General features: G+C 53.5%; 16 protein-coding genes and 1 pseudogene. 10 read left to right on the top strand and 7 right to left on the bottom strand.

Going from position 1 to position 21,048, the window contains the following annotated elements:
• Nucleotides 1–486 precede the first annotated feature (486 nt).
• The 7 genes from PVE98_RS14515 (at nucleotide 487) to PVE98_RS14485 (ending at nucleotide 11,127) form a co-directional block, all read left to right on the top strand.
• A complete protein-coding gene (locus PVE98_RS14515) occupies nucleotides 487–4,218 on the top strand; it encodes an inverse autotransporter beta domain-containing protein (RefSeq protein WP_187143622.1) in 3,732 nt (1,243 codons plus the stop codon).
• Between the two features lie 854 nt (nucleotides 4,219–5,072).
• A complete protein-coding gene (locus PVE98_RS14510) occupies nucleotides 5,073–5,453 on the top strand; it encodes a hypothetical protein (protein ID WP_096072735.1) in 381 nt (126 codons plus the stop codon).
• A gap of 34 nt (nucleotides 5,454–5,487) precedes the next feature.
• A complete protein-coding gene (locus PVE98_RS14505) occupies nucleotides 5,488–6,060 on the top strand; it encodes a hypothetical protein (RefSeq protein ID WP_096072736.1) in 573 nt (190 codons plus the stop codon).
• A 176-nt stretch (nucleotides 6,061–6,236) separates the two neighbouring features.
• Nucleotides 6,237–6,800, top strand: a complete 564-nt coding sequence (locus PVE98_RS14500; protein WP_096072737.1) for a fimbrial protein — start codon at nucleotides 6,237–6,239, stop codon at nucleotides 6,798–6,800.
• 59 nt (nucleotides 6,801–6,859) lie between these two features.
• Nucleotides 6,860–7,537, top strand: a complete 678-nt coding sequence (locus tag PVE98_RS14495; protein ID WP_096072738.1) for a molecular chaperone — start codon at nucleotides 6,860–6,862, stop codon at nucleotides 7,535–7,537.
• A gap of 43 nt (nucleotides 7,538–7,580) precedes the next feature.
• Nucleotides 7,581–10,073, top strand: a complete 2,493-nt coding sequence (locus PVE98_RS14490) for a fimbria/pilus outer membrane usher protein (protein WP_227741472.1) — start codon at nucleotides 7,581–7,583, stop codon at nucleotides 10,071–10,073.
• A gap of 76 nt (nucleotides 10,074–10,149) precedes the next feature.
• Nucleotides 10,150–11,127, top strand: a complete 978-nt coding sequence (locus PVE98_RS14485; RefSeq protein ID WP_096072740.1) for a fimbrial protein — start codon at nucleotides 10,150–10,152, stop codon at nucleotides 11,125–11,127.
• An 85-nt stretch (nucleotides 11,128–11,212) separates the two neighbouring features.
• Here the strand turns inward: PVE98_RS14485 and PVE98_RS14480 are convergent, their stop codons facing one another.
• From PVE98_RS14480 to PVE98_RS14450, 7 genes are all read right to left on the bottom strand, one after another.
• Nucleotides 11,213–12,568, bottom strand: a complete 1,356-nt coding sequence (locus tag PVE98_RS14480; protein ID WP_096072741.1) for an MFS transporter — start codon at nucleotides 12,566–12,568, stop codon at nucleotides 11,213–11,215.
• Nucleotides 12,569–12,602: 34 nt separating this feature from the next.
• A complete protein-coding gene (locus tag PVE98_RS14475; RefSeq protein ID WP_096072742.1) occupies nucleotides 12,603–13,538 on the bottom strand; it encodes an SMP-30/gluconolactonase/LRE family protein in 936 nt (311 codons plus the stop codon).
• Entirely contained in the window at nucleotides 13,535–13,801 is a 267-nt protein-coding gene (locus PVE98_RS14470; RefSeq protein ID WP_096072743.1) for a hypothetical protein, read from the bottom strand. The genes PVE98_RS14475 and PVE98_RS14470 overlap by 4 nt, the downstream gene beginning before the upstream one ends.
• Nucleotides 13,801–13,926 carry a hypothetical protein gene (locus tag PVE98_RS14465; RefSeq protein WP_255404267.1) on the bottom strand — a complete coding sequence of 42 codons (126 nt, stop codon included), beginning with the start codon at nucleotides 13,924–13,926 and terminating at the stop codon, nucleotides 13,801–13,803. Before PVE98_RS14465 ends, PVE98_RS14470 begins: the two co-directional genes overlap by 1 nt.
• A 550-nt stretch (nucleotides 13,927–14,476) precedes the next feature.
• A complete protein-coding gene (locus tag PVE98_RS14460; protein WP_096073880.1) occupies nucleotides 14,477–14,713 on the bottom strand; it encodes a DUF2171 domain-containing protein in 237 nt (78 codons plus the stop codon).
• A gap of 390 nt (nucleotides 14,714–15,103) precedes the next feature.
• Entirely contained in the window at nucleotides 15,104–16,612 is a 1,509-nt protein-coding gene (locus PVE98_RS14455; protein ID WP_096072744.1) for a UbiD family decarboxylase, read from the bottom strand.
• 38 nt (nucleotides 16,613–16,650) lie between these two features.
• The gene (locus tag PVE98_RS14450) at nucleotides 16,651–17,217 is read right to left on the bottom strand and encodes a non-oxidative hydroxyarylic acid decarboxylases subunit B (protein ID WP_096072745.1); all 567 of its coding nucleotides are present in this window, start codon (nucleotides 17,215–17,217) and stop codon (nucleotides 16,651–16,653) included.
• Between the two features lie 138 nt (nucleotides 17,218–17,355).
• Here PVE98_RS14450 and PVE98_RS14445 point away from each other — a divergent pair, with 138 nt between their 5' ends.
• The 3 genes and pseudogenes from PVE98_RS14445 to PVE98_RS14435 all read left to right on the top strand — a co-directional run bounded on the left by PVE98_RS14445 (nucleotide 17,356) and on the right by PVE98_RS14435 (nucleotide 21,046).
• Nucleotides 17,356–18,264 carry a LysR family transcriptional regulator gene (locus tag PVE98_RS14445; RefSeq protein WP_096072746.1) on the top strand — a complete coding sequence of 303 codons (909 nt, stop codon included), beginning with the start codon at nucleotides 17,356–17,358 and terminating at the stop codon, nucleotides 18,262–18,264.
• Between the two features lie 291 nt (nucleotides 18,265–18,555).
• A complete protein-coding gene (mdcA, locus tag PVE98_RS14440) occupies nucleotides 18,556–20,211 on the top strand; it encodes a malonate decarboxylase subunit alpha (protein WP_096072747.1) in 1,656 nt (551 codons plus the stop codon).
• A pseudogene (locus tag PVE98_RS14435) lies at nucleotides 20,211–21,046 on the top strand (triphosphoribosyl-dephospho-CoA synthase). The gene mdcA and the pseudogene PVE98_RS14435 overlap by 1 nt, the downstream one beginning before the upstream one ends.
• Nucleotides 21,047–21,048 lie beyond the last annotated feature (2 nt).

The following is a 21,048-nucleotide window of genomic DNA, read 5'->3' as shown; positions in this document are numbered from 1 at the left end:
ACATATTCAGAGTTACGACGAAAAAATTTAGCAATAAATGTTTTCTGCCCGCAAAAATAGATAGTTTCCATCTGAAAATCCTCCTCCTTTAAAATAATCCTAAATACGCAAGGCCTGTTCTGAAGAGAGCATTATTAATTCAGGTATGCCCGGCAAACCAGACTGCATCTTATTTAATCGATATAGGATTTTACGTGATGAATTATCTGATTGTTAAGAAGTGTCTGAAATATTAAAATTATAAGAATCATTTTCTTGGTGGTTATTTATACAAAGCAGCGCTTATTTTTTAAAATAATCTTAATGGCTCTCAAATATCCTTTTTTTCCAGCTTGAGAACGCCTTTTATTTAATGGAGTTATTATCAGCATGGTCGCTTGCTACCCGCCTCGTCTTAAGCGTAAGCATGGACTTTATATTGTCTTATTTATTCAACCAGGACTGGCTGTCGGCAGCGCTAACGACCCCCGCAACGAGTCGCTAACGGTGAGAGAGAGCGTTTATCGCGCCTTCCAGACGCAGCAGCAGCACAGCGAAGAAAAGAGCCTGCAGGCGAGAGCGGGCGCAGGCGCCAAACTGGCGCAAATGCTCGGCCAGGATGCTTCAGCGGATCGTCTCGGCACCGTTGGGGGAACCATGGCCTCCGGCCTATTTAGCTCTGCCGTTCAGCAAAGTCTGGCCTCTTTCGGCACCGCCCGCGCCAGACTCAATCTCAGCAGCTCGCATTTTGACGGCAGCGAGTTCGATTTTTTATTTCCCCTTAACGAAAATCGCCGCCATCTGCTGTTTTCTCAGACAGGTATAAGGCGCATTGACGGCAGAACGATGACGAATATCGGGCTCGGTTATCGATTCTGGCCCTCAGATAACACCCTGCTTGGCGCCAGCGTTTTTTATGACTATGACATCAGCCGTAAGCATAAGCGTCTGGGTACCGGTCTTGAATATGGCCGCGATTTTTTCCGCGTCTCTGCCAACGGATATTTCCGCCTTAGCGACTGGAAAAGGTCGCAGGATTTTACCGATTATCACGAGCGCGTTGCGAACGGTTTTGATATCCGAACGGAGGCGTGGCTTCCTTCTTTACCTCAGCTGGGCGGCAAGCTCTCCTGGGCGCGTTATTATGGCGATCGGGTCGGCGTTTTTGGACCGGACGATCTGCAAAAGAACCCTCAGTTGCTTACCGTTGGCGTCAGTTATACCCCCGTGCCGCTGCTGGGCCTCTCGATGCAAAAAACGCTTAATACGCGCGGCGGTCGAGATGAATTTTCCGTAGGGCTTAACCTCTCCTGGCAGTTCGGAGCGCCGCTTAAGACCCAGCTGGATCCCGACCGTGTCCGCTTTAACCGTACGCTGGCAGGATCCCGCTACGATCTGGTGGACCGAAACAACTTTATCGTTCTGGAATATAAAAAGGATCGTCTGTTTTCTATTGCCGCCAGCCAGAAGGTTTCGGGTATCGAAAGCAGCAAGCTGGCGCTCAACCTGAATATCTCTTCACGCTATACCGTTACCGGAATTGGCTGGCGGGGCGATGATTTTTTCGCCGCAGGCGGCAGCGTGGCGTATGAAAACGGCGTCTATCTGCTCTCGCTGCCCGAATGGCGACCTGTCGGTACCAATCGCTATCAGCTTGAAGGACGCGCGGCAGATGAAAAGGGCAATCTGTCGGCACCGTTCCGCGTTGAAGTAGAGGTGCTGCCGATGAACGTCAAAATCTCGCTGGCTGGAGATCTCAAAGGGGAAGAGGGCCAGACCCTGGCGACAGGGCTCAATGTGCGCAGCGAAGAGAGCATAAGTAAAGTTGAGTGGAAGGCGCCCGCCTTCCTGGCTGCTGGCGGCAAGTTTATTCAAACGCGGCCGGTAAAAGCAGATAGCCCGAGCCTGAACTATGAGGCGGCGCTGCCGCCCTATCGCGCTGGCGGTGAAAACCGTTATCCAGTGGAAGTAACGGTAACCGACAGCGAGGGAAATATTTCCAATACCGCTTCGGCAACGATTGTCGTTGAGCCTCGCTCAATCGTACTGGCGCTGCCGCAACAGCTTTCGGGCGCTGAAGGCACACGCATCGCGCTGCCGCTGAAGGTAGAGGCAAAATCCACCGTGACGCGGCTGGAGTGGGAAGCGCCGGAATTTATCGCCAGCGGAGGAAAAGTCGACGTCGAAAAAGATAAGCTGTGGCTCACGCTGCCGGCATGGTCGGATGGAGGCGCCAACCAGTATGCGATTACGGTTACTGCGGCTGACGACCAGAACCACCGCTCCTTGCCGGTGACGACCCGCATTTCGGTGGCCTCGTCGAGCATTAACATGGTGCTCGACGATAGCCTGACGGGAAAATCGGGCGATCAAATTGTGGTGACGCCACAGACCAGCGCTCAGGCAGGCATTGACCGAATCGAGTGGCAGGGCGACGCCTTTTTTAATGCCGGAGGCAAAATTATCCAGGATGGCGCAAATAGCTTTCGTTTCACTTTGCCCTTGTGGAAAAAAGAGGGCAATAACCGCTATACCCTGACCGCTATCGCCTGGGATAAGCAGGGCCGTTCGTCAAAACCGGTAAGCCTGACTCTGGAGGTACAACCCGTCAATATCGCAGTAACTGCGCCAGGTACGCTAACGGGAACCGAACAGCAGACGGTGGACGCATCGATTAACGTAGTCTCTGAAGGCGCAACGGCGAGTGAAGTTCAGTTCAGCGCAGAAGAGTTTATCGCCGCGGGAGGAAAAATCACCGGAACCCCGCCGGACTTTCACTTCGTTATGCCTGAGTGGCGGGCAATAGAGAGTAACCACTACGCCATTATCGTCACGGGTAAAGATGCCCTGGGGAATAGCAGCGAACCTGTGACCATGACTATTTCCGTCAGCCAGGCGCCGTTCTCCATCACCGCCGATACCGCCGTAACCGGCCCCGAAAGCACTACCGTAGTGGTGACGCCGGAGGTGCAGAGTTTGTACGGCATTGCGCGCTATGAGATTGACGCTTCCGCTTTCAGGGCGGCGGGTGGCGCGATTAACGAGAAGGAGGGCGTCTTTCGACTGACGCTGCCTGGCTTTGTGGTCGGCGGCGAAAATCGCTATCCCGTCAGGATTAGCGCGGTGGATAAAAAAGGTCACGTCTCCGCTCCGCTGGAGCTAAACGTCGTGGTGACTACCCACCTGCTCGATGCCAGCGGGCAGTGCTCGGTCGTTGGAGGCGGAAGCGGCTATGCGCAGCAGATTGATAAAAACAGCGTTAGCTATCAGGAAGCTCGGGATTACGCCACGCTGAAAAAGCTGGTCGATGCCGGCACCGCTTATATCTACATTCCCGGCGACGTCGAAATTGAGCTGCCGGTCCAGCAAAACGCGCTGTTTGTCAAAAGCGGAACCACCATTTTCAGCGATCGCGGCCTGAACGGCAGCGACGGGGCGCGCCTCAGCATTCCCTATATAAGCGAGCTGAAAAATGAATTCCCTATTATCGCGATGGACAGCAACACGCGTATATCGGGCCTTCGCTATGAAGGACCCTATAAAGGCACCGTCACCAATAATTCCACTATCGGCATTCAGACCGTGCCGGGCAGCCACAATGTCGAAGTGGACAATATGGAGATGTGGGGCTGGCCATGGGCGGCGGTAAGCGTGAAAACGGCCACTGACGTACGCGTCCATCACAGCTACATTCATGACAATATTAAATCGGGGCTCGGCTATGGGGTGGTGACGCAAAATGGCAACGCAACCGCGGAAGTCGCCTGTAACGTCTTCAACAGCAACCGACATTCGATTGCCGGAAACGGCCGATCGGGCGAAGGCTATGCAGCGCACCATAATCTGGTGCTTAACGGCGGCGAACGCGGAGCTTTCCATCAGTTTGATATGCACCTGTACCAACCAGAAGGCATTGCCGGCGCATTTATGGAGGTGACGCAAAACTGGTTCGACTACGGACGGTACGGCACAAATAACCGCTCCTCAATCGGCGTACGAGGACAGCCTGAGCGCGGCCCCATTACCGTAACGGATAACTGGTTCAGCCAGCCCTGGAAAAACGGAACTCAGTATGCCGTCGCGGGAGAGTATGGCACCTGGGTGCCGACCGTAGACGCTATTCTGGCCACCAATCAGTTTAGCGTTAAATTCAACTATCTCGACAAAGGCAATAACCAGTGCGTCCTTGACTGGTTGAATAACAGTCAGGGCGTTAACTGTACGGGAGTGGGCTTCTGATTCAGCAGCGCCGCATATTTTATGCGGCGCTGCTGTTTTGAGCATCTGGCCATCACCTCATTCTCCATTATAGGGCTCTTTATTATCCGGCCTGGTTTTAACGCCTTTCTCCCGCGAAGTTATTATTGCGACATTATTAATTGTTTTAAGTGACTAAGCGCCAAAATACTCATAAAGGAGTAGTTGCTGTCACCAGTAAATATCCTTATGCCCCAGAGGTACGTCGCAAGATTAATAATGCTTCAGGTTAAATGAATCGCAGGTTTTGATTCAGATTAATTATGCAGAAATAGTGCCGTTTTGCTGGATTTGATCAAGAGCCCTGTTTTTACATCTTTTTGTTTTTCAATGGTTTTATGGTTGTTTTTTGAGGCTGGTAATGTGCAAAATAGGGTAGGTTGTAAAATTAAATTTATTTGTGTATGCGGGTTTATAGCAGAGATTAAAGAATTGTCCTGACTATTCCTAAATTACATTGGTTAAGATAATATTTAAGAAACTTCTGCATTCAATTTAAATAATTGATTTTGTTGTTTTATTTTTTATCTTTAGCATTTTTAACCAAGATGAGGAAATATTTAGATAAATTATCTATGGTTAATTTTTTGTAAAAACAACTCTTCTGGAGATAACATTTTGTTTTCATTTGGGATTTAAATCTGCCATTTGTATAAAGACAGATTATTGTGTTCTGTTTTTGTTATTTTTTGGTTTTTATTTTTTATAAAATTGTCTCATTGTCACACTTTCTTCATTGAAATAATATTTTTAACGTATCAGGTGGCTGTGAGCTTATCACCCGCATACGGAAAAGGTGTCATAGATATGGGATAGTTACCCCCTAAGGAGTCATTATGCCTTTTGTCTCTGACAAGGTTCTCTATGGATACAATATATTTCAAAGTCTGGAATACCGAATTTCTACCAGAACGCTAATCAATATTAAAAATGGGCGTATAAAAAGATTTGGAGCAACAAAGGCCAGACTATTCGAATATTTACTTGCCGGAATGGACGCCGGAGTAGTGTACGATAATGACATTATTGTGCATGTCTTTGAAGATTACGGTCTGCGCTGCTCGAAATCATATTTGCTCTCCATGATAAAAAAAATTCAGTTCGCATTTAATAGTGTGGGATTTGAAAGATATCCTTTTTTAAGGCTGAATGGAAAGGCCTATAAAGTAGAGAAAGATGTTCTGGAACGCGTATATGTTGTCAAAACCTCGCCTTAGTTAAGTGTTTTTTTTATTACAAAAGGAATAGACGTTGACGACAGTACTGGTATTTACCCGTAATTTTGCTATCCGACAAGCGATAACGTCGCTCTCTGCTAAAGACAGGCAGGTATATTTTTTTGATAATCGACTTGAATTTTTAGTCTGCGCGACGGTTTTTGATAAACCCTGCGTTATTATCGACACCCTACATGAGTGCGGAGAAAACATACGCTGGATTTACTCGCAGTTAAGCGCTCGGGGAGGAATAAAGAACATTTATTTTATTGCGCCTGAGGAGATAGCCGAAAATAATTATTTGAAACTGTTTTGGCTGGTGACAACCATCAAGGAACTCAATCAGGTATGCGATCAGGCCTCCAGATTTCCGGTGGCAGGAAAATATTACGGATTGAAAGAGGCGTTATACCATCAGTTGTCTGTCATGTTATCGAAAGATCATATGAGGTTTCTAACGGCGGTTTATGATCCGATAAATAGTCACTATGTTTGCGAAAATAAGAGTGATATTAACAAAATGCTTTACTTAAGAAAGCGGCTTTCTCTTGGTACCAGTCTGGAGATGAAGCAGTTAATTGCGCTTCTAACTTCGAGTCGTTTTTAAAAATAAAGGTTTTGCTATTTTGAATTGCAGGCGCTCGCGCTGCCTGCCCTGTTACGCCAGGGTTTTTTATTTCAATTTTTAAATATGTTGAAAGTGAATTTGGTTGTCTGAATTTTCTTTTTTCTGCGTCGAGATGTCATCGCTGCAGATATATTCAATACGGAGGACATAGACCTATGCAAAAAAAGTTAACTTATGCTATTCGCAACCTGATGGCGGCGGCAGTCGTTACGGGCAGCGCATTCGCAGCGCATGCGGCCGACGGCACCATTAATTTCACCGGAGAGATTCTGGATTCGGCCTGTACTGTTGATACCAGCACAGCCACCCAGACCGTTAACCTGGGCAAGATCCCTAAAAGCGCATTCACTGGGGTCGGTCAGGTAGCCGCAGCAACGCGTTTTAGCATTGTGCTGAACAACTGTCCGGCCGCGGTAACCTCTGCCTCCGTTAAGTTTGATGGTACGGCAGACGCGATCGATTCTGACATTCTGGCGTTAAGCAGCGATCAGACGGCGCAGGGGGTGGGTGTCGCGCTTTATGAAGAGGATGGCGTCACGCCTGTTCCGCTGGCCACGCAGTCTAAAAGCCTGACGCTGGATACCTCTTCCGCAGGGTCGCCCGCCGTCGCTGCAAACAGCAACACCATGACGTTCGTGGCGAAATATAAAGCCACTAAGGCGACGGTTGTGGCCGGTACTGCGAACGCAACATCAGATTTCACTATCACCTATCAGTAATACCCAGGGCGTGCATGCGCACGCCCGTCTCTCTCCTGATGGCATTTTGGAGCTAATAAATGAGCCTGTTCATTCGCGCTATTTTTTTGCTGGCGGCGTCTTTTTTTACTCACACTGTGCAGGCCAGCATTACCGTTGGCGGCACGCGTTTGATTTATAACGGCGCGGAAAAAGAAGCATTCATTTCAGTGACCAACAGTAAAAGTTCAGTTCCCTATCTTATTCAGTCATGGGTTGAACTGGATGAAAAATCCTCCGAGAAAGTACCTTTTATTGTTACCCCGCCGCTGTTTCGTCTGGACGGAGGGCATGAGAACACCCTCAGGGTTATTTATACCGGTGAAAAACCGCTGCCGAATAATCGTGAATCCGTCTTCTGGCTAAACGTTAAATCCATTCCTGCTATGGAGAAATCAGAGCAAAACCGGCTGCTGATTGCCGTTAAAACGCGGATAAAGCTTTTCTATCGTCCCGCAGAATTGAAAACGGATAACGCGAACGAGGCCTGGAGAAATTTAAGCTTTAAGCAAAAGGGCAGTCAGACGGTGATAACCAACGGTTCGCCCTATTTTATCTCGCTCTACGCCTTAACGTTGGGAGGAAAGCGTATTAAACAGCCGCCTATGATTGCACCCTTCGCGTCGGTGACGGTTGCTGGCAGCGGGCGAGAGGTGGCCTGGAAGGCCATAAATGATTTTGGTGGCGTCACGGAAGAAGCGCGTCAGGCGTTACCCTAATCCACAAACAGTATCAGCCATGTCACACGAGCAGGAAAGCAAAGTGAAGACTGTTTTTGACACCCGATATTTATTTTCCTCAGGCATGCGCCCTAATACGGTTGCCCGGTTTTCAGCCATCGCGTTTTTTATTTCCGCTCTCTCTCCCGCAAGAGCGGGTGAGCTCTATTTTATGGCGGATGCGCTTGAAAAAACGAGCTCAGCGGCAAAAAGCATCGACCTCAGCCGTTTTGAACGAGGAGAGCAATTACCTGGAACCTATCGGGTTCAAATATGGCTTAATCATGAGTATGTCTGCACAGATAATATCTCTTTTGTGGCCATCAATGGTCTGGGGCTATCGCCTGAACTCAATCGGTCGATGTTAAAGAAGCTGGGCGTCCGAATCAGCGCCTTTTCAGAATTAGCTGCGCTTCCGGCAAACACTATTATTACTAACCCAGGCGACTTTATACCTGATGCGAAGGCGAGTCTGGATTTCGATAAGCAAAGGCTGGATATCTCCATTCCTCAGTCTGCGCTGGAAACCCGGGTGCGTGGAAGGGTCGATCCCGCTCGTTGGGATCAGGGTATTCCCGCTGCGTTGCTAAATTACAGCTTTAATGGTGCTCGCAACTGGACAAAGCAGGGGGAAACGCAGGATCAGTTTTACCTTAATGTGCAGAGCGGGCTCAATTTCGGCCCGTGGCGCCTGCGTAATTACAGCACCGCCACCAAAAGCAGCGGCAAGCATGCCTTTTCTTCTTTGAGTACCACCCTGAGTCGCGATATCCAGTTTCTGAAAGGACAGTTCCAGATAGGGGAAACCAGCACGCCCGGGGATATCTTCGACAGCATTCTGTTTCGCGGCATGCAAATCTACTCTGACGATACGATGCTGCCCGAAAGCATGCGCGGCTTTGCGCCGGTGATCCGCGGTATTGCGCGTACCAATGCCATGGTCACCGTAAAACAGAATGGCTATACGATTTATCAAACCTATGTTGCGCCAGGAAGCTTTGCGATCCGCGATCTCTATCCAACCTCGGCGAGTGGCGACCTTGAGGTGACCGTAACCGAGGCTGATGGAAGCGAGCAGCGTTTCGTTCAGCCCTTTTCAGCCGTGCCCGTTATGCTGCGGGAAGGGCGCATAAAATATGCCCTGAGCGGAGGCGAATATCGTACGACGAAAAAAGCGGCGCAAACGCCCACGTTTGGCATGGGGACGCTGGCCTATGGCGTATCGAATCATCTGACGCTCTACGCGGGCGGACTGGGCGCGGATAACTACCTTTCCGGCGTTGTCGGGGCCGGCTTGAGTTTTGGCGAACTTGGCTCGCTCTCCGCGGATATAACGCTGGCTGACAGTAAGCTGGATGAGGAGACAACCACCCGCAGCAGGGGACAATCTTACCGGATACAGTACTCCAAAACGGTTACGACAACCGATACCACCGTTACGCTGGCCAGCTATCGTTACTCGACGCAGGGGTTTTATACCTTTCAGGAGGTTAACGAATACGCGACCCAGCGTTACAACAAACGTAGCCGCCTGCAGCTTAATCTGAACCAGTCGCTGTCAAGCTGGGGCAGTTTTTATATCAGCGCCTACCAGCAGGACTACTGGCGTCGAACAGGCTACGAGCGCAGCATCAGTACGGGCTTCAATACCAGTTTCCACGATATTAGCTACTCGCTGGGCTACACCTATAGCGAAACGCCAGGCTATGAAAAAAAAGATCAGATACTGGCTTTCAGCATGCAGGTGCCGCTCAGCAAATGGCTGCCTCAAAGCTGGGTCAGCTACAGCGTAAACGCGCAAAAAAACGGCCCGGAAACGCACCAGGTTGGGCTGAGCGGAACGGCGCTTGCTGATAATAATCTGAGCTACTCACTGCAGCAGGGCTATACCTCGTGGGGCGGTGAAGCCAGAAGCTCGGTAAGCGGCACCTATAAAGGCGGCTATGGCACCCTGAGCGCCGGATATAACCGCAGTCGGGAAAACAGCCAGGTTAATCTCGGTTTGCAGGGCGGCATTCTCGTTCATGAAAACGGTGTGACCTTTTCGCAGCCGCCGGGCGACACCGTGGCGCTCGTCCAGGCTAAGGGCGTGTCTGGCCTGAAGATTCGCAATAATCCAGGAGTCAAAACCGACTGGCGAGGATACGCGGTTGTCCCCTATGTCAGCGCTTATCAGGAAAACGCTATCGCAATTGATACCCGCTCGCTGGGGCCTGAAACCGATATTGCGGAATCGGTCGTCAGCGTGGTGCCCACTCGCGGCGCCGTTGTGCGCGCCTCGTTCAAGGTGGCAACAGGCTATCGCGCGCTGGTTAAGCTGCTTTTCAAGCATAAACCCGTGCCCTTTGGCGCTGTCGTTAAGATGCACGACAGCGACATGATGAGCATCGTCGGCAACGAAGGAGAGGTTTATCTAAGCGGACTGAATAACGGAGACCTGGTTTCCGTGAGGTGGGGGCAGGCTTCCTGCCAGGCAAAAATAAACGTTAAGCCTCGGCCTGGCGCTATTCAACGCGCCACGGCGACCTGCAGTTGAATCATCAACGTATCGCGCAGTGAAACAGTCGCCGGGCATCTCCTTCTCTACCCTTTGCATGATTAAGGAATCAGGTATGTACAGGTTTTTTATTATTGTCGCCCTTTTAACGAGCAGCGTTCTGTCGACGAAGACCTACGCGTTATGTAGCGCATCAGATGTTGCCGTTAATTTTGATAATAATATTCTTATTCAGCGCGATGTGCCGGTGGGAACGGTGCTCGGCTCGGTGACGATTAGTCATGCCATTAATTGCGATGCTAAAGGCCAGACAACGGCGGAAAGTTCCTGGTACATTCAGCTGGCAGGTTCAAACTCAGACAATGGCGCTTCGGTGCTGGCTGGCGTCCGCGCCACCAACGTCGACGGGATCGGCCTGAGGTGGAAAAACTATTCCAGCGCTACCGGCACAACCAGTCCGGTCACCAACGGCAGCCTTAACTTAAGTACCTGGAATCGAGGGATTTCTCAAAAGGGGACGACGACTTTTATCGACACGTTTGAACTTGTTAAAACGGCGATGACGCCGAAAACAGGCAGCGTCTCCCCAATCACTATCGCTATGCAATACAGCACGCCGGTCAGTAAAAATGTGCAGAGGCAGCCGCTCTTTAAATATATTCTTTCAGCGGTCAATACCAGCACGGTTTCATGCCAGGTGCTGGATACCAATTTAAATATCGATATGGGTTTTGCGGTTGCCTCTAAATTCAACGGCGTAGGGAGCACGCTAAATCCCGTTGATTTTAATCTGTCGCTTAACTGCGATGCGCAGACCTCGGTGAATGTGACGCTGGACAACGTCACGCCGCTCGCGGACGCGTCCAATGGTGTTTTAGGGTTAAGCAGCGGATCGACGGCAAAGGGGGTCGGTATCCAGCTCCTCTATAATAATGCGGCAGTAAAATTCGGCAGTTTAATCAATTACGGCACTACGTCAACCGACGGAGAAAGGGTCAATATTCCCTTCCGCGCCGCTTACTATCAGACATCCAGTACGATTCAGCCGGGTAAGGTGAATGCGACAGCCTCCTTCACCATGACCTACCAGTAACAGGCGTCGGCTTCCATGCCGGCGCAGTCGGGCGCTTTAGCTGCCGAGCCTGCCAGTACAACCGGATTGTACTGACAGGACGGGGTCAGATATGACGATAGGGATCTTTCACCAGCGCGACAGCCAGGGAGCCTAGCAGCAGGACAGCAGACACTGCCAGCAGTGGCCACATAAAACCGTCAGTCATCTGTTTGATGTAGCCGATCAATGAAGGTCCAAAGAAACCGCCCAGGTTACCAATGGAAACTATCATCGCCAGTCCCCCTGCGGCTGCGCTGCCGGTCAGAAAGCCGGAAGGCAGTGCCCAGAATGATGCCTGAAAAGAGAGGATGCCGCTGACGGTAAAGCAGAGAGCGATCATTTTCAGCACCGGCTCATCCACCAGCGCACTGGCGGCAAGAGCAACCGCGGCGATGAATAGCGCCCCACAAATCCAGACAATGCGGTTTTTTGCCCGGTTGGCTCGCTGCGCCCACAGCAGCATCGATACCGCGCCGCACAGATAGGGGACGGCAGTCAGAAAGCCTGTCTGCGTGTGGCTGACGCCGAGTTGTTTAATGATCTGAGGCATCCACAAGCCAACCCCAATGGATCCGACGATGCCGCAAAAGTTGATGAAGGCCAGCAGGTAGAGCAGCGGATTTTTCAGCGCATCCTTCATGCTCGAGCCGTGAGAGGCGGCGATCTTTTGCTGTTCCGACTCAAGGCGCCGGGTCAGCACGCTTTTTTCAGCGTCACTGAGCCAGTTGGCTTTTGCCGGCTTATCGCTCAGAAAGAACAAACAGACGATGCCTAAAATTACCGCCGGCGCTCCCTCAATCAACAGCAGCCACTGCCAGTTACGAATATGCTCATGATGGGTGATTTGCATCAGCGCACCTGAAACCGGCGCGCCAATGATATTGGCGACAGGTATTCCTACCAGAAAGGCCGCCGTGATTTTGGCGCGCCAGGTGCCGGGGAACCAGTAGGTGAAAAAGAGATAGATGCCCGGGGTAAAGCCCGCTTCAGCCACGCCAAGCAAGAAACGCGCAACGGCAAAGCTCGTTGGGCCGGTCACAAAGGCGGTGAGCATGGAGATCAGCCCCCATGAAATCATAATGCGCGCAATCCAGATGCGCGCGCCGACCTTTTGCATAATCAGGTTACTGGGAATTTCAAACAGGAAGTAGCCAATAAAAAACATCCCGGCGCCAAAACCGAACTGTTCGGCGGTGATCCCTAAATCACTGTTCATCCCCAGCGCGGCAAAGCTTACGTTGGTTCTGTCCAGGTAGCTGACGACATAGCAAATGAAAATAAATGGCAACATGCGCGTGAAGGCTTTTCTCGCCGCCGTTTCGCTGAGCGTAAAATCATGCTCGTTAAGGGAACTCTGTACGCCTGGCGAGCCCGGCGATGAGGTCACATTATTCTCTTCAGTCGAAGTAAGCAGGGCCATAACGATCTCCTGTGCGCATGCCGCGCACATCTTTTTATTTGGCAGGAACCTGTGGCGATACGGGAACAGGCTTGCCAGGCGTAGCCATTGAGCAGGTCAGTATCGAGCCTGAAACGGATTCGGTGATGTACAACTGGCGCAAATCAACACCGCCATAGCAGAGGTTGGTGGTCGAACGCCCCAGCGGGCTGGTCAGGATCGCTATCGGCTCAGCCAGTTCATTTAAATGCCAGACGCGTCCCAGTCCTGGATTGGCAATCAGTAGCTCGCCCCTGGCATTGATCGCCAGCCCGTCAGGCCCGCTGGGGCCATAGGAGGTAAAGAACTGACCAACTTTACTGACAGATCCGTCTGGCTGTAACGGACAGCGCCAGATGGTATTGCCACGCGTCATAGCGACATAAAGGATTTTTTCATCTGGCGATAACACCAGCCCGTTTGGGCTGGGGCAGTTATCGAGCAGCAAATCCAGTTTGCCCTGCGGTGACAAGCGGTAGACGCGGCCGGTGGGATCGTGCAGCCCGGTTTGGCCCTGATCGGTGAAGTAGAGATTCCCCTGGCTATCTGGCGTTAGATCGTTAACGCCGCGAAAGCTTTCGCTGTTGCGTCGCGCCAACCAGGGCGTCACGCTGCGATCATCCAGCGACAGCTTCATTAAACCGTGGCGATAATCGGTGATAAGCAGCGTATTCGCCGATATCAGTTTCATGCCGTTCGGCTCACCGTCGTACTGTACGATAAGCTCCCAGTTGCCCTGCATATCGACTTTGAAAATGCGGCCGTAGGGGATGTCGGTGATATAAAGGCAGCCCGATGGATGCCATACCGGACCTTCCAGAAACGAGTCGACCGGCTCGCCGCCCCGGTTGGCCTGTGCCCACGCATTGCTGGGGTCTGGCTGGCGGAACGCATCAGGCAGGCGCGTAAACAGCGTTGTGGCGCGTATTTCTGGCGGGTGCTGGAACATCATAACAGCGCACCTTCTTTTTTCAGCGGTTTAGCCAGCACTTTCAAGAGGTTGCTGGCCGCTGCCGTGCCCATTTTAATGAATGACTTGTGCTTGCCGTAGCGTACGATGAAGGCAACAGGATGGTACCGCTCACACAGCCGGCATAAGTCATCTTCGGCTGGCTGCCTGCCCGCATAAATCAGCTTAAAATTAGTCAGCCGTTCCAGCGCCTCTGGCGCAATATCGCAGCCTGTAGTCAAAATGACCGGTTTAGCGTGTCCCATTACAGATTATCCCCTTCTACTAAGATGCCGACATTACGCAGCGCTTCTTTCAGCCAGGGCGCGCGAATATCGCCATTGCGAATGCCCGCAATATCGAGGCTTGAGCTGGATCGACATAATTTCACCAGTCAGCGCGCAGCTACGATAACCTTTACCATCAATCGCGTTTTACTGTGTAAAACATGGTTGTACAATATAAAACTACTATAGCGATGTTAATTTATGCTCCGCTACTGTTAAGGTTTTATTTGTAATGTAATTAAGATGTGAATCACAATTTGCTCGGTTATTGCGCGATAACAGAAAAGAGGCGATTTTGCGTTGGGAAATGAGGGAATAAGTGCCGGGCAAGCGGCGCGGGCGCAAACACAAAGAAATATGCGAGAAATCTGTTGCTTATCGCTGCGGCCGCGTTACCGCCTACACAGGGCACTCACAGCTGTACGTAAACCGAAGTGCAGGACAAACAAGCATCGGCGCCAGATATTGACACGGTTTATGCCTTTTCGGCTGATTGTCGAGGCTGCGGCAAAGCGCGCAGCTGGCGTCTGCTACGCATGCTCATCTTTTTGATGGTAAAAGGTAATTAACGGCGGATAAACAGAAAGGGGTCGAGCAAGACGCTGTTGGAGAACGAGAAAGCAGACGCCGCGGCGTGGGCCACGGCGCAGGAAATCAGGCAGACTGCCACTCGCTTTCCACATCTTCTTTCGATTTGGACAGAATCACTTTGTTATCGTCCACCTCTTTTACCCAGCTGAAGGGAATGATGTGGTGTTTGCCGCCAGCTTCAGGATCGCTTTTAGCAAGCTTGATTTTGTCTTCGCCTTCGAAATGGTCAACGATGCCAACGTGTTCACCGTTAACGTCTACAACCTGAGCGTGATCTAAAATTTCTGATTTGCTTACCATAATGCCTCCGTCCTGGTTTCGATTTTTGAAACGCATCGTCTGATGTGCTTCAAGACCCTCTAAGCCTGGTCACTATTCTCTGGTTCGGTCAAGTCAGTAACAAAATGAAATATCTGCTGTGGGCGTTAAAGTAGAGTAATCCACTGCTTTTTAGCGCCATAAACCCTTTTGTAATCTGTTCATGCCGCACCCGCTGACGGTGTGTCGAGCAGGACAGCGTAGCTGTCTGCTGGACCTGATGCGCTAAAACGCTAAAAAAGAAAACGGCGATCTTGTCTACACATTACCGCTCGATTAATCGCCGTTGACGGAGCGCACCACAGGGTGCGCTCCGTCAAGGCTGAGCAACAGTTGTCGCTGGCTCGCGGACGCAGCGGCAACGTCCGTTTGTTATTTTGCGCTCTCCATAAAGCCCGGCACAAAGCGATTAACATCGACCTCCATAAACTGCGAGCGCTGGAAGTTCGACTTAAGGTCATAAGGCACCGTGCAGTCGTAAATCGTTTTGCAGGTGATGCCGTGCGCCCGGATAGAGGGGCTGAACGCGGGATCCTGTGACGGATCGAGCGGATGGCAGCGCACGCCGGGAATAAACACCGTATCCACGTCGGCCTGATAGCGGGTGGTCATCGCCCAGATCACATCGCTCAAATCGAAGATATCGACATCGTCATCCACCAGGAAGACATGTTTAAGCTCTGAAAAGGCGGAGAAGGCGAGTAACGCCGCCTGACGCTGGCGTCCCTCATCCTGCGGACTACGCTTGTTGATCTGCAGCACCGCCATATATTTGCCGGTGCCTGGCGACGGGCAGTGTACGTTTTTCACCAGCCCCGGCAGCGCACGCTCCACCATATCGAGAATGCTTGCCTCGGTCGGAATGCCGGCGAGATTGGTGTGCTCGTCGCTTGGCCCGATGCAGGTCTGCAGAATAGGGTGCTTACGGTGCGTGACCGCCTTTACTTTGATGACCGGCACGGCCGCCTGCGCTTCGCCGGTGTAGCCAGGGAACTCCGGCATCGCTTTGCCGGTGTGGGTATGCTGATCTTCCTGAACGCGATAGTTGGGGATCAGCTCGCCTTCAATCACAATCTCCGCGTTGGCGATAGCGCGCGCCTTGACCGCCACCCCTTCAACCAGCTCTACCGCGCGTCCGCGCAGCCCGCCGGCGATGGCCAGCTCGTCGAAGCCCAGCGGCGTCGTAGGCGGCTCGAAGCAGGCGCCGATTTCAATTGCCGGATCCACGCCGATGCTGATGGTGACAGGCAGCGGGTTGCCGGCCTGTTCCGCTTTGATGCGGAACTGATCGAGATGACGGCCCGGCACGAAATACATTGAGATTTCATCTTTGCCCTGCACGCAGAGGCGGTGAATAGTTACATCATGCTCTCTCGTTTCCGGATCGGCGGCGTAGCACATGCCGAGCGTGAAGTAGGGGCCTGCGTCTTCAGGGGTATTGGTCGGCGCCGGCAGCAGCGTACGGATATCGAATCCTTCGTCGGATGCCAGATGCACCACTTCCTGACAGACCGCCCGCTCGTTGGGGATCACCACCGGCGCGATAGCGCGATGCACCGATTCGCGCAGCAGGTTAGCCAGATTCTCTTTCGGCACCCCCAGCAGTCGCGCCACCCGCTGACGCGAAGCCAGCAGGCCGATCAGCACGCGAAAATCGTCATAGCCTTTCACTTTGTTGAAGACCATCGCCGGCCCGGTGCGGGTCGGGCGCATCACCGTGCCGCCTGCGCCGACATAGCGGTAAACGCCCGACAGCTCAGCGGCCGGATCCACCGGTTCGCTGGTTTCAATATATTCGCCGTCATACTGTTTCAAAATGTCGATGGCGGCACGCAGATCGAAGCTTTTTTCCTCTGCGGGACGCTGTGCAATGTCTGTCATATTTTTCTCCTGGAGCAAAGTAAGATTTAACCGGGCGTTTAGCGGGCCAGGCCCTGCCAGCGGGTCGATTGCGCGGTCTCCAGCCCGAACTGATCGAGCACGCGACCGGCGATATGGTTTTCAACATCCGCGATGGTCTCGGGATGGTTGTACCAGGCAGGAACAGGGGGAATGATGCTGACGCCCATGCGCGAAAGGGCGAGCATATTTTCCAGATGGATGGTGTTCAGCGGCGTTTCCCGCGCCACCAGTACCAGTTTGCGCTGCTCTTTCAGCACGACGTCCGCCGCGCGGCCAATCAACCCTTCAGCATAACCGCTGCGAATGCCCGCCAGCGTTTTCATGCTGCAGGGAATGATGATCATCCCGTCAGTGACAAAGGAGCCGGAGGAGATAGTCGCGGCCTGATCGCCGGCGCTGTGGTAAACGTCCGCCAGCGCTTTAAGGTCGTTTAGCTGCAAACCTGTCTCGTGCTCAAGGGTGGTTTTACCCCAGCGGGAGACGATCAGATGCGTCTCTACATGCGGCATCGCCGCCAGCTTGCGCAGCAGGGTCACCGCGAGCGGCGCGCCCGTCGCGCCGGTCATGCCGACAATAATTCTCATGTAGCCTCCTGAAACAGGTGGAAAGATGCCGAGCCCGAAAGGGCTGGATGGCGGTATGGGAGGAAGATAACGCCGAGACTGATAAGGGTCTAATTGCTATTATGCTTTTATTAATAAGTAACTGTTATCAGGTGAGTCATGGAATACCCTAAGCTGCGATCCTTCATTACCCTGGCGCGCACCCTGCATTTTGCCCGCGCGGCGTCGGAGGTCGGCCTGACGCAACCCGCGCTGAGCCAGCATATTCAGTCGCTGGAGCAGAGCTGGGGCGTCAGGCTGTTCGAGCGTAACAAACGTCAGGTCAGCCTGACGGTCGAAGGGCAACTGCTGCTTGAGGAGGCGGAGCGCACGGTGCAGAGGATCGACAACCTGCGCGCCACCGTCAAAGAGGTCGCCGCCGGCAGCCGGGGCCTGTTGCGGCTCGGCTATGTCGGCACGGCGGTGTTGGAGCCGCTGCTGGTCAGGGCGCTGCGAAGTTTCAGAAGCCAGTTCCCGGCGATCCGCCTTGAGCCGATGGAATATAACGTCAATCAGCAGATCGGCCTGCTGCAAAGCGGCGAGCTGGATGCAGGCATTCTGCGCGGGCCGCTGCCCGATTTTCGCTTTATCGCCTGCCGGGAAATCCATCAGACGGCGCTGAGCGCGGTGATACCCGACGACCATCCGCGCGCCGGGGACAAGCAGGTCAGCCTGCGCGATCTGGCGGGCGAAACCCTGATTGTTCAGCAGGATCCCGACGGCGTTGGGCTGGGCGGCACCGTGCTGCGCATGTATACGGAAGCAGGCCTGGTGCCGGCGAAAATAGTGCGGGCGCGGGACGTCAACACCGCTATCGACCTGACGGCGATGGGGGTGGGAATAACCTGCATTCCCGCTTCGCAGCGTAATTTTTTACGCCAGGATGTGGCGGCGTTAGATATTACCGGCACCGATATCACCACCTCTTTGTATCTTTGCTGGAAAGAGGGAAGAAAAAATAGCGACATAATGCATTTTATTAAAAATACGCAGTCGCTGTTTATGCCATCTGACGACAAGAAAAAATAACCTGCATAATCCGCGTATTATCCTGGCCGCTTAGCTGTTACGGCGCATTAAAAAACAGAAATGCGCGGGAAATATATATTACAAACTGAAGAAATATTTTGTTTCCGCCTTTTTCTCCTGAAGATGACGTCTACACTCAGTTTTCGTGTTTCGTTTATCTCCACTCCGATACCTGAATCATTACTCTAAGACTAATGATCTTCCCGTTGCCTTAATTGAATCACTTGAGCAGAAAGCGCAGACTCCATCCAGCATAAACGAAAGAATGATTATCTGAATCAGGAGGTTATAATGCACACTGGCCAAGCGCCGGTCCGGGAATGGAACACGCGCCGCAGTGAAAAAGCGCGTCGTCTCGCCTCTTTTCCCGTAGACGGTAAAGTGATCCCTACTGAAAGAGCGGTAGAAGCGCTGGAGAAATTAATTGCTCCAGGCGACCGCGTTGTCCTTGAAGGAAATAACCAGAAACAGGCCGATTTTTTATCGCGGACGCTGGCTGAAGTGGATCCGGCGAAAGTCCACGACCTGCATATGATTATGCCCAGCGTGGGCCGTAGCGAACATCTCGATATTTTTGAAAAGGGCATCGCCCGCAAACTCGATTTCTCATTTTCCGGCCCGCAGAGCTTACGTATTTCCCAACTGCTGCAGGATGGCCAGCTGGAAATTGGCGCCATCCACACCTACATCGAACTCTATTCCCGACTCTACGTCGATCTCAGTCCGAATGTGGCGCTAATTGCCGGTTATAAAGCTGACCGCAAAGGCAATCTCTACACCGGCCCCAGCACCGAAGATACGCCGGCGCTGGTGGAAGCCGCCGCATTCCGCGACGGCATCGTTATCGCCCAGGTCAACGAGCTGGTGGATGACGAAAGCGACCTGCCGCGCGTCGATATTCCCGCCTCCTGGATTGATTACATCGTCGTCGCCGACAAGCCTTTCTTCATCGAACCGCTGTTCACGCGCGATCCGCGCCTGATCAAACAGGAGCATATCCTGATGGCGATGATGGCGATCAAAGGCATCTACGCCGAACATCAGGTGCAGTCGCTCAACCACGGCATCGGCTTCAACACCGCCGCAATCGAACTGCTGCTGCCGACCTACGGCGAGCAGCTCGGGCTGAAAGGCAAAATCTGTAAACACTGGACGCTGAACCCGCATCCGACGCTGATCCCGGCGATTGAGAGCGGCTGGGTAGAGAGCGTGCACTGCTTCGGCGGCGAGCTGGGTATGGAAGAGTATATCCGCGCCCGTCCGGACATTTTCTTCACCGGCAGCGACGGCTCGATGCGCTCTAACCGTGCGTTCTGCCAGCTGGCCGGTCAGTACGCGGTTGATATGTTTATCGGCGCGACACTGCAGGTCGACGGGCTGGCGAACTCCTCTACCGTCACGCGCGGTCGCCTTTCCGGCTTCGGCGGCGCGCCCAACATGGGCCACGATCCCCACGGTCGCCGCCATGCGACGCCCGCCTGGCTCAATATGATTACCGAGCCGGACCCGATGCAGCGCGGTAAAAAGCTGGTGGTGCAGATGGTGGAAACCTTCCAGGCGGGCGCGAAGCCGACCTTCGTCGAGCAGCTCGATGCCGTGGACGTGGCGAAATCGTCCGGTATGCCGCTGGCGCCGGTCATGATTTACGGCGATGACGTGACCCACGTGCTGACCGAAGAGGGCATCGCCTATCTCTATCGCGCCGACAGTCTTGAAGAGCGCCGCGCCATGGTGGCCGCGGTAGCGGGCATCACTGATATCGGTCTGGGCGTCGACGCCGCGCGCGTGGCTGCGCTGCGTAAAAGCGGCAAGGTCGTCTATCCGGAAGATATGGGCATTCGCCGCTCAGACGCCACGCGCTCTCTGCTCGCCGCAGGCAGCGTCGCGGATCTGGTCGAATGGTCAGGCGGCCTCTACAACCCGCCGGCAAAATTCCGGAGCTGGTAATGAAACTCCTGTCACAGACTCAAGCCGAGGCGCAGGTTAGTCAGCTGGCGGCCATCGCGCGCGACTGCCTGATCGATGAGGCGCGCCTCAGTCCGAAGCCGGGTCTGGTGGACAGCCGCGGCAACGGCGCGCATCAGGATCTGACGCTGGCGCTGATGGAGCGCTCGGCCTGTAGCCTGCAGCCGACCTTTCTGGAGCTGGCGCGTCAGTGCTGGCAGCGTCCGGCCGCCTTGGGCGGGAAGGGGAGCGGCAGATGATGGCGGCTACCGGCGGGGTCAACACCCATCGGGGCGCGATCTGGGCGCTGGGCCTGCTGGTCAGCGCCGCGGCGATGAACGGCGGCCGCGCCGACGCGGAGCGGCTCGCCCGTACTGCGGCGTCGCTGGCCAGCCTGCCCGATCGCGCCGCGCCGAAGCTGTTCAGCAAAGGGCTGAAGGCGACGCATCGCTATCGCGTGCCCGGCGCGCGGGAAGAGGCGCAGCAGGCCTTTCCTCACGTCGTCAGGCTGGCGCTGCCGCAGCTGCTGCGCAGCCGCGCGGCGGGTGCGAGTGAAAGCGAAGCCCGGCTTGACGCGCTGATGGCGATCATGACCTCCCTCAGCGATACCTGCGTGCTTTCCCGCGCCGGCCTCGAAGGCCTGCAGGCGATGCAGGCGGGCGCCCGTGCGGTGCTGCTGGCCGGAGGCTGCATGACGGCGCAAGGCCAGCGCGCGCTGGCGCAGCTGGACGCCGACATGCTGGCCCTGAACGCCTCGCCGGGAGGCGCCGCCGATCTGCTGGCCGCCACGCTGTTCATTGACAGGGTAGCCGTTACTGCCCATCACTCTTTTCTTTAGAG

Origin of the sequence: Pantoea sp. GABEPS69 (genome assembly GCF_045780835.1) — a bacterium.
Classification (GTDB): domain Bacteria; phylum Pseudomonadota; class Gammaproteobacteria; order Enterobacterales; family Enterobacteriaceae; genus Pantoea; species Pantoea septica.
Note: the sequence above shows the minus strand (reverse complement) of the source record. Positions and strands in the feature narration are given on the sequence as shown.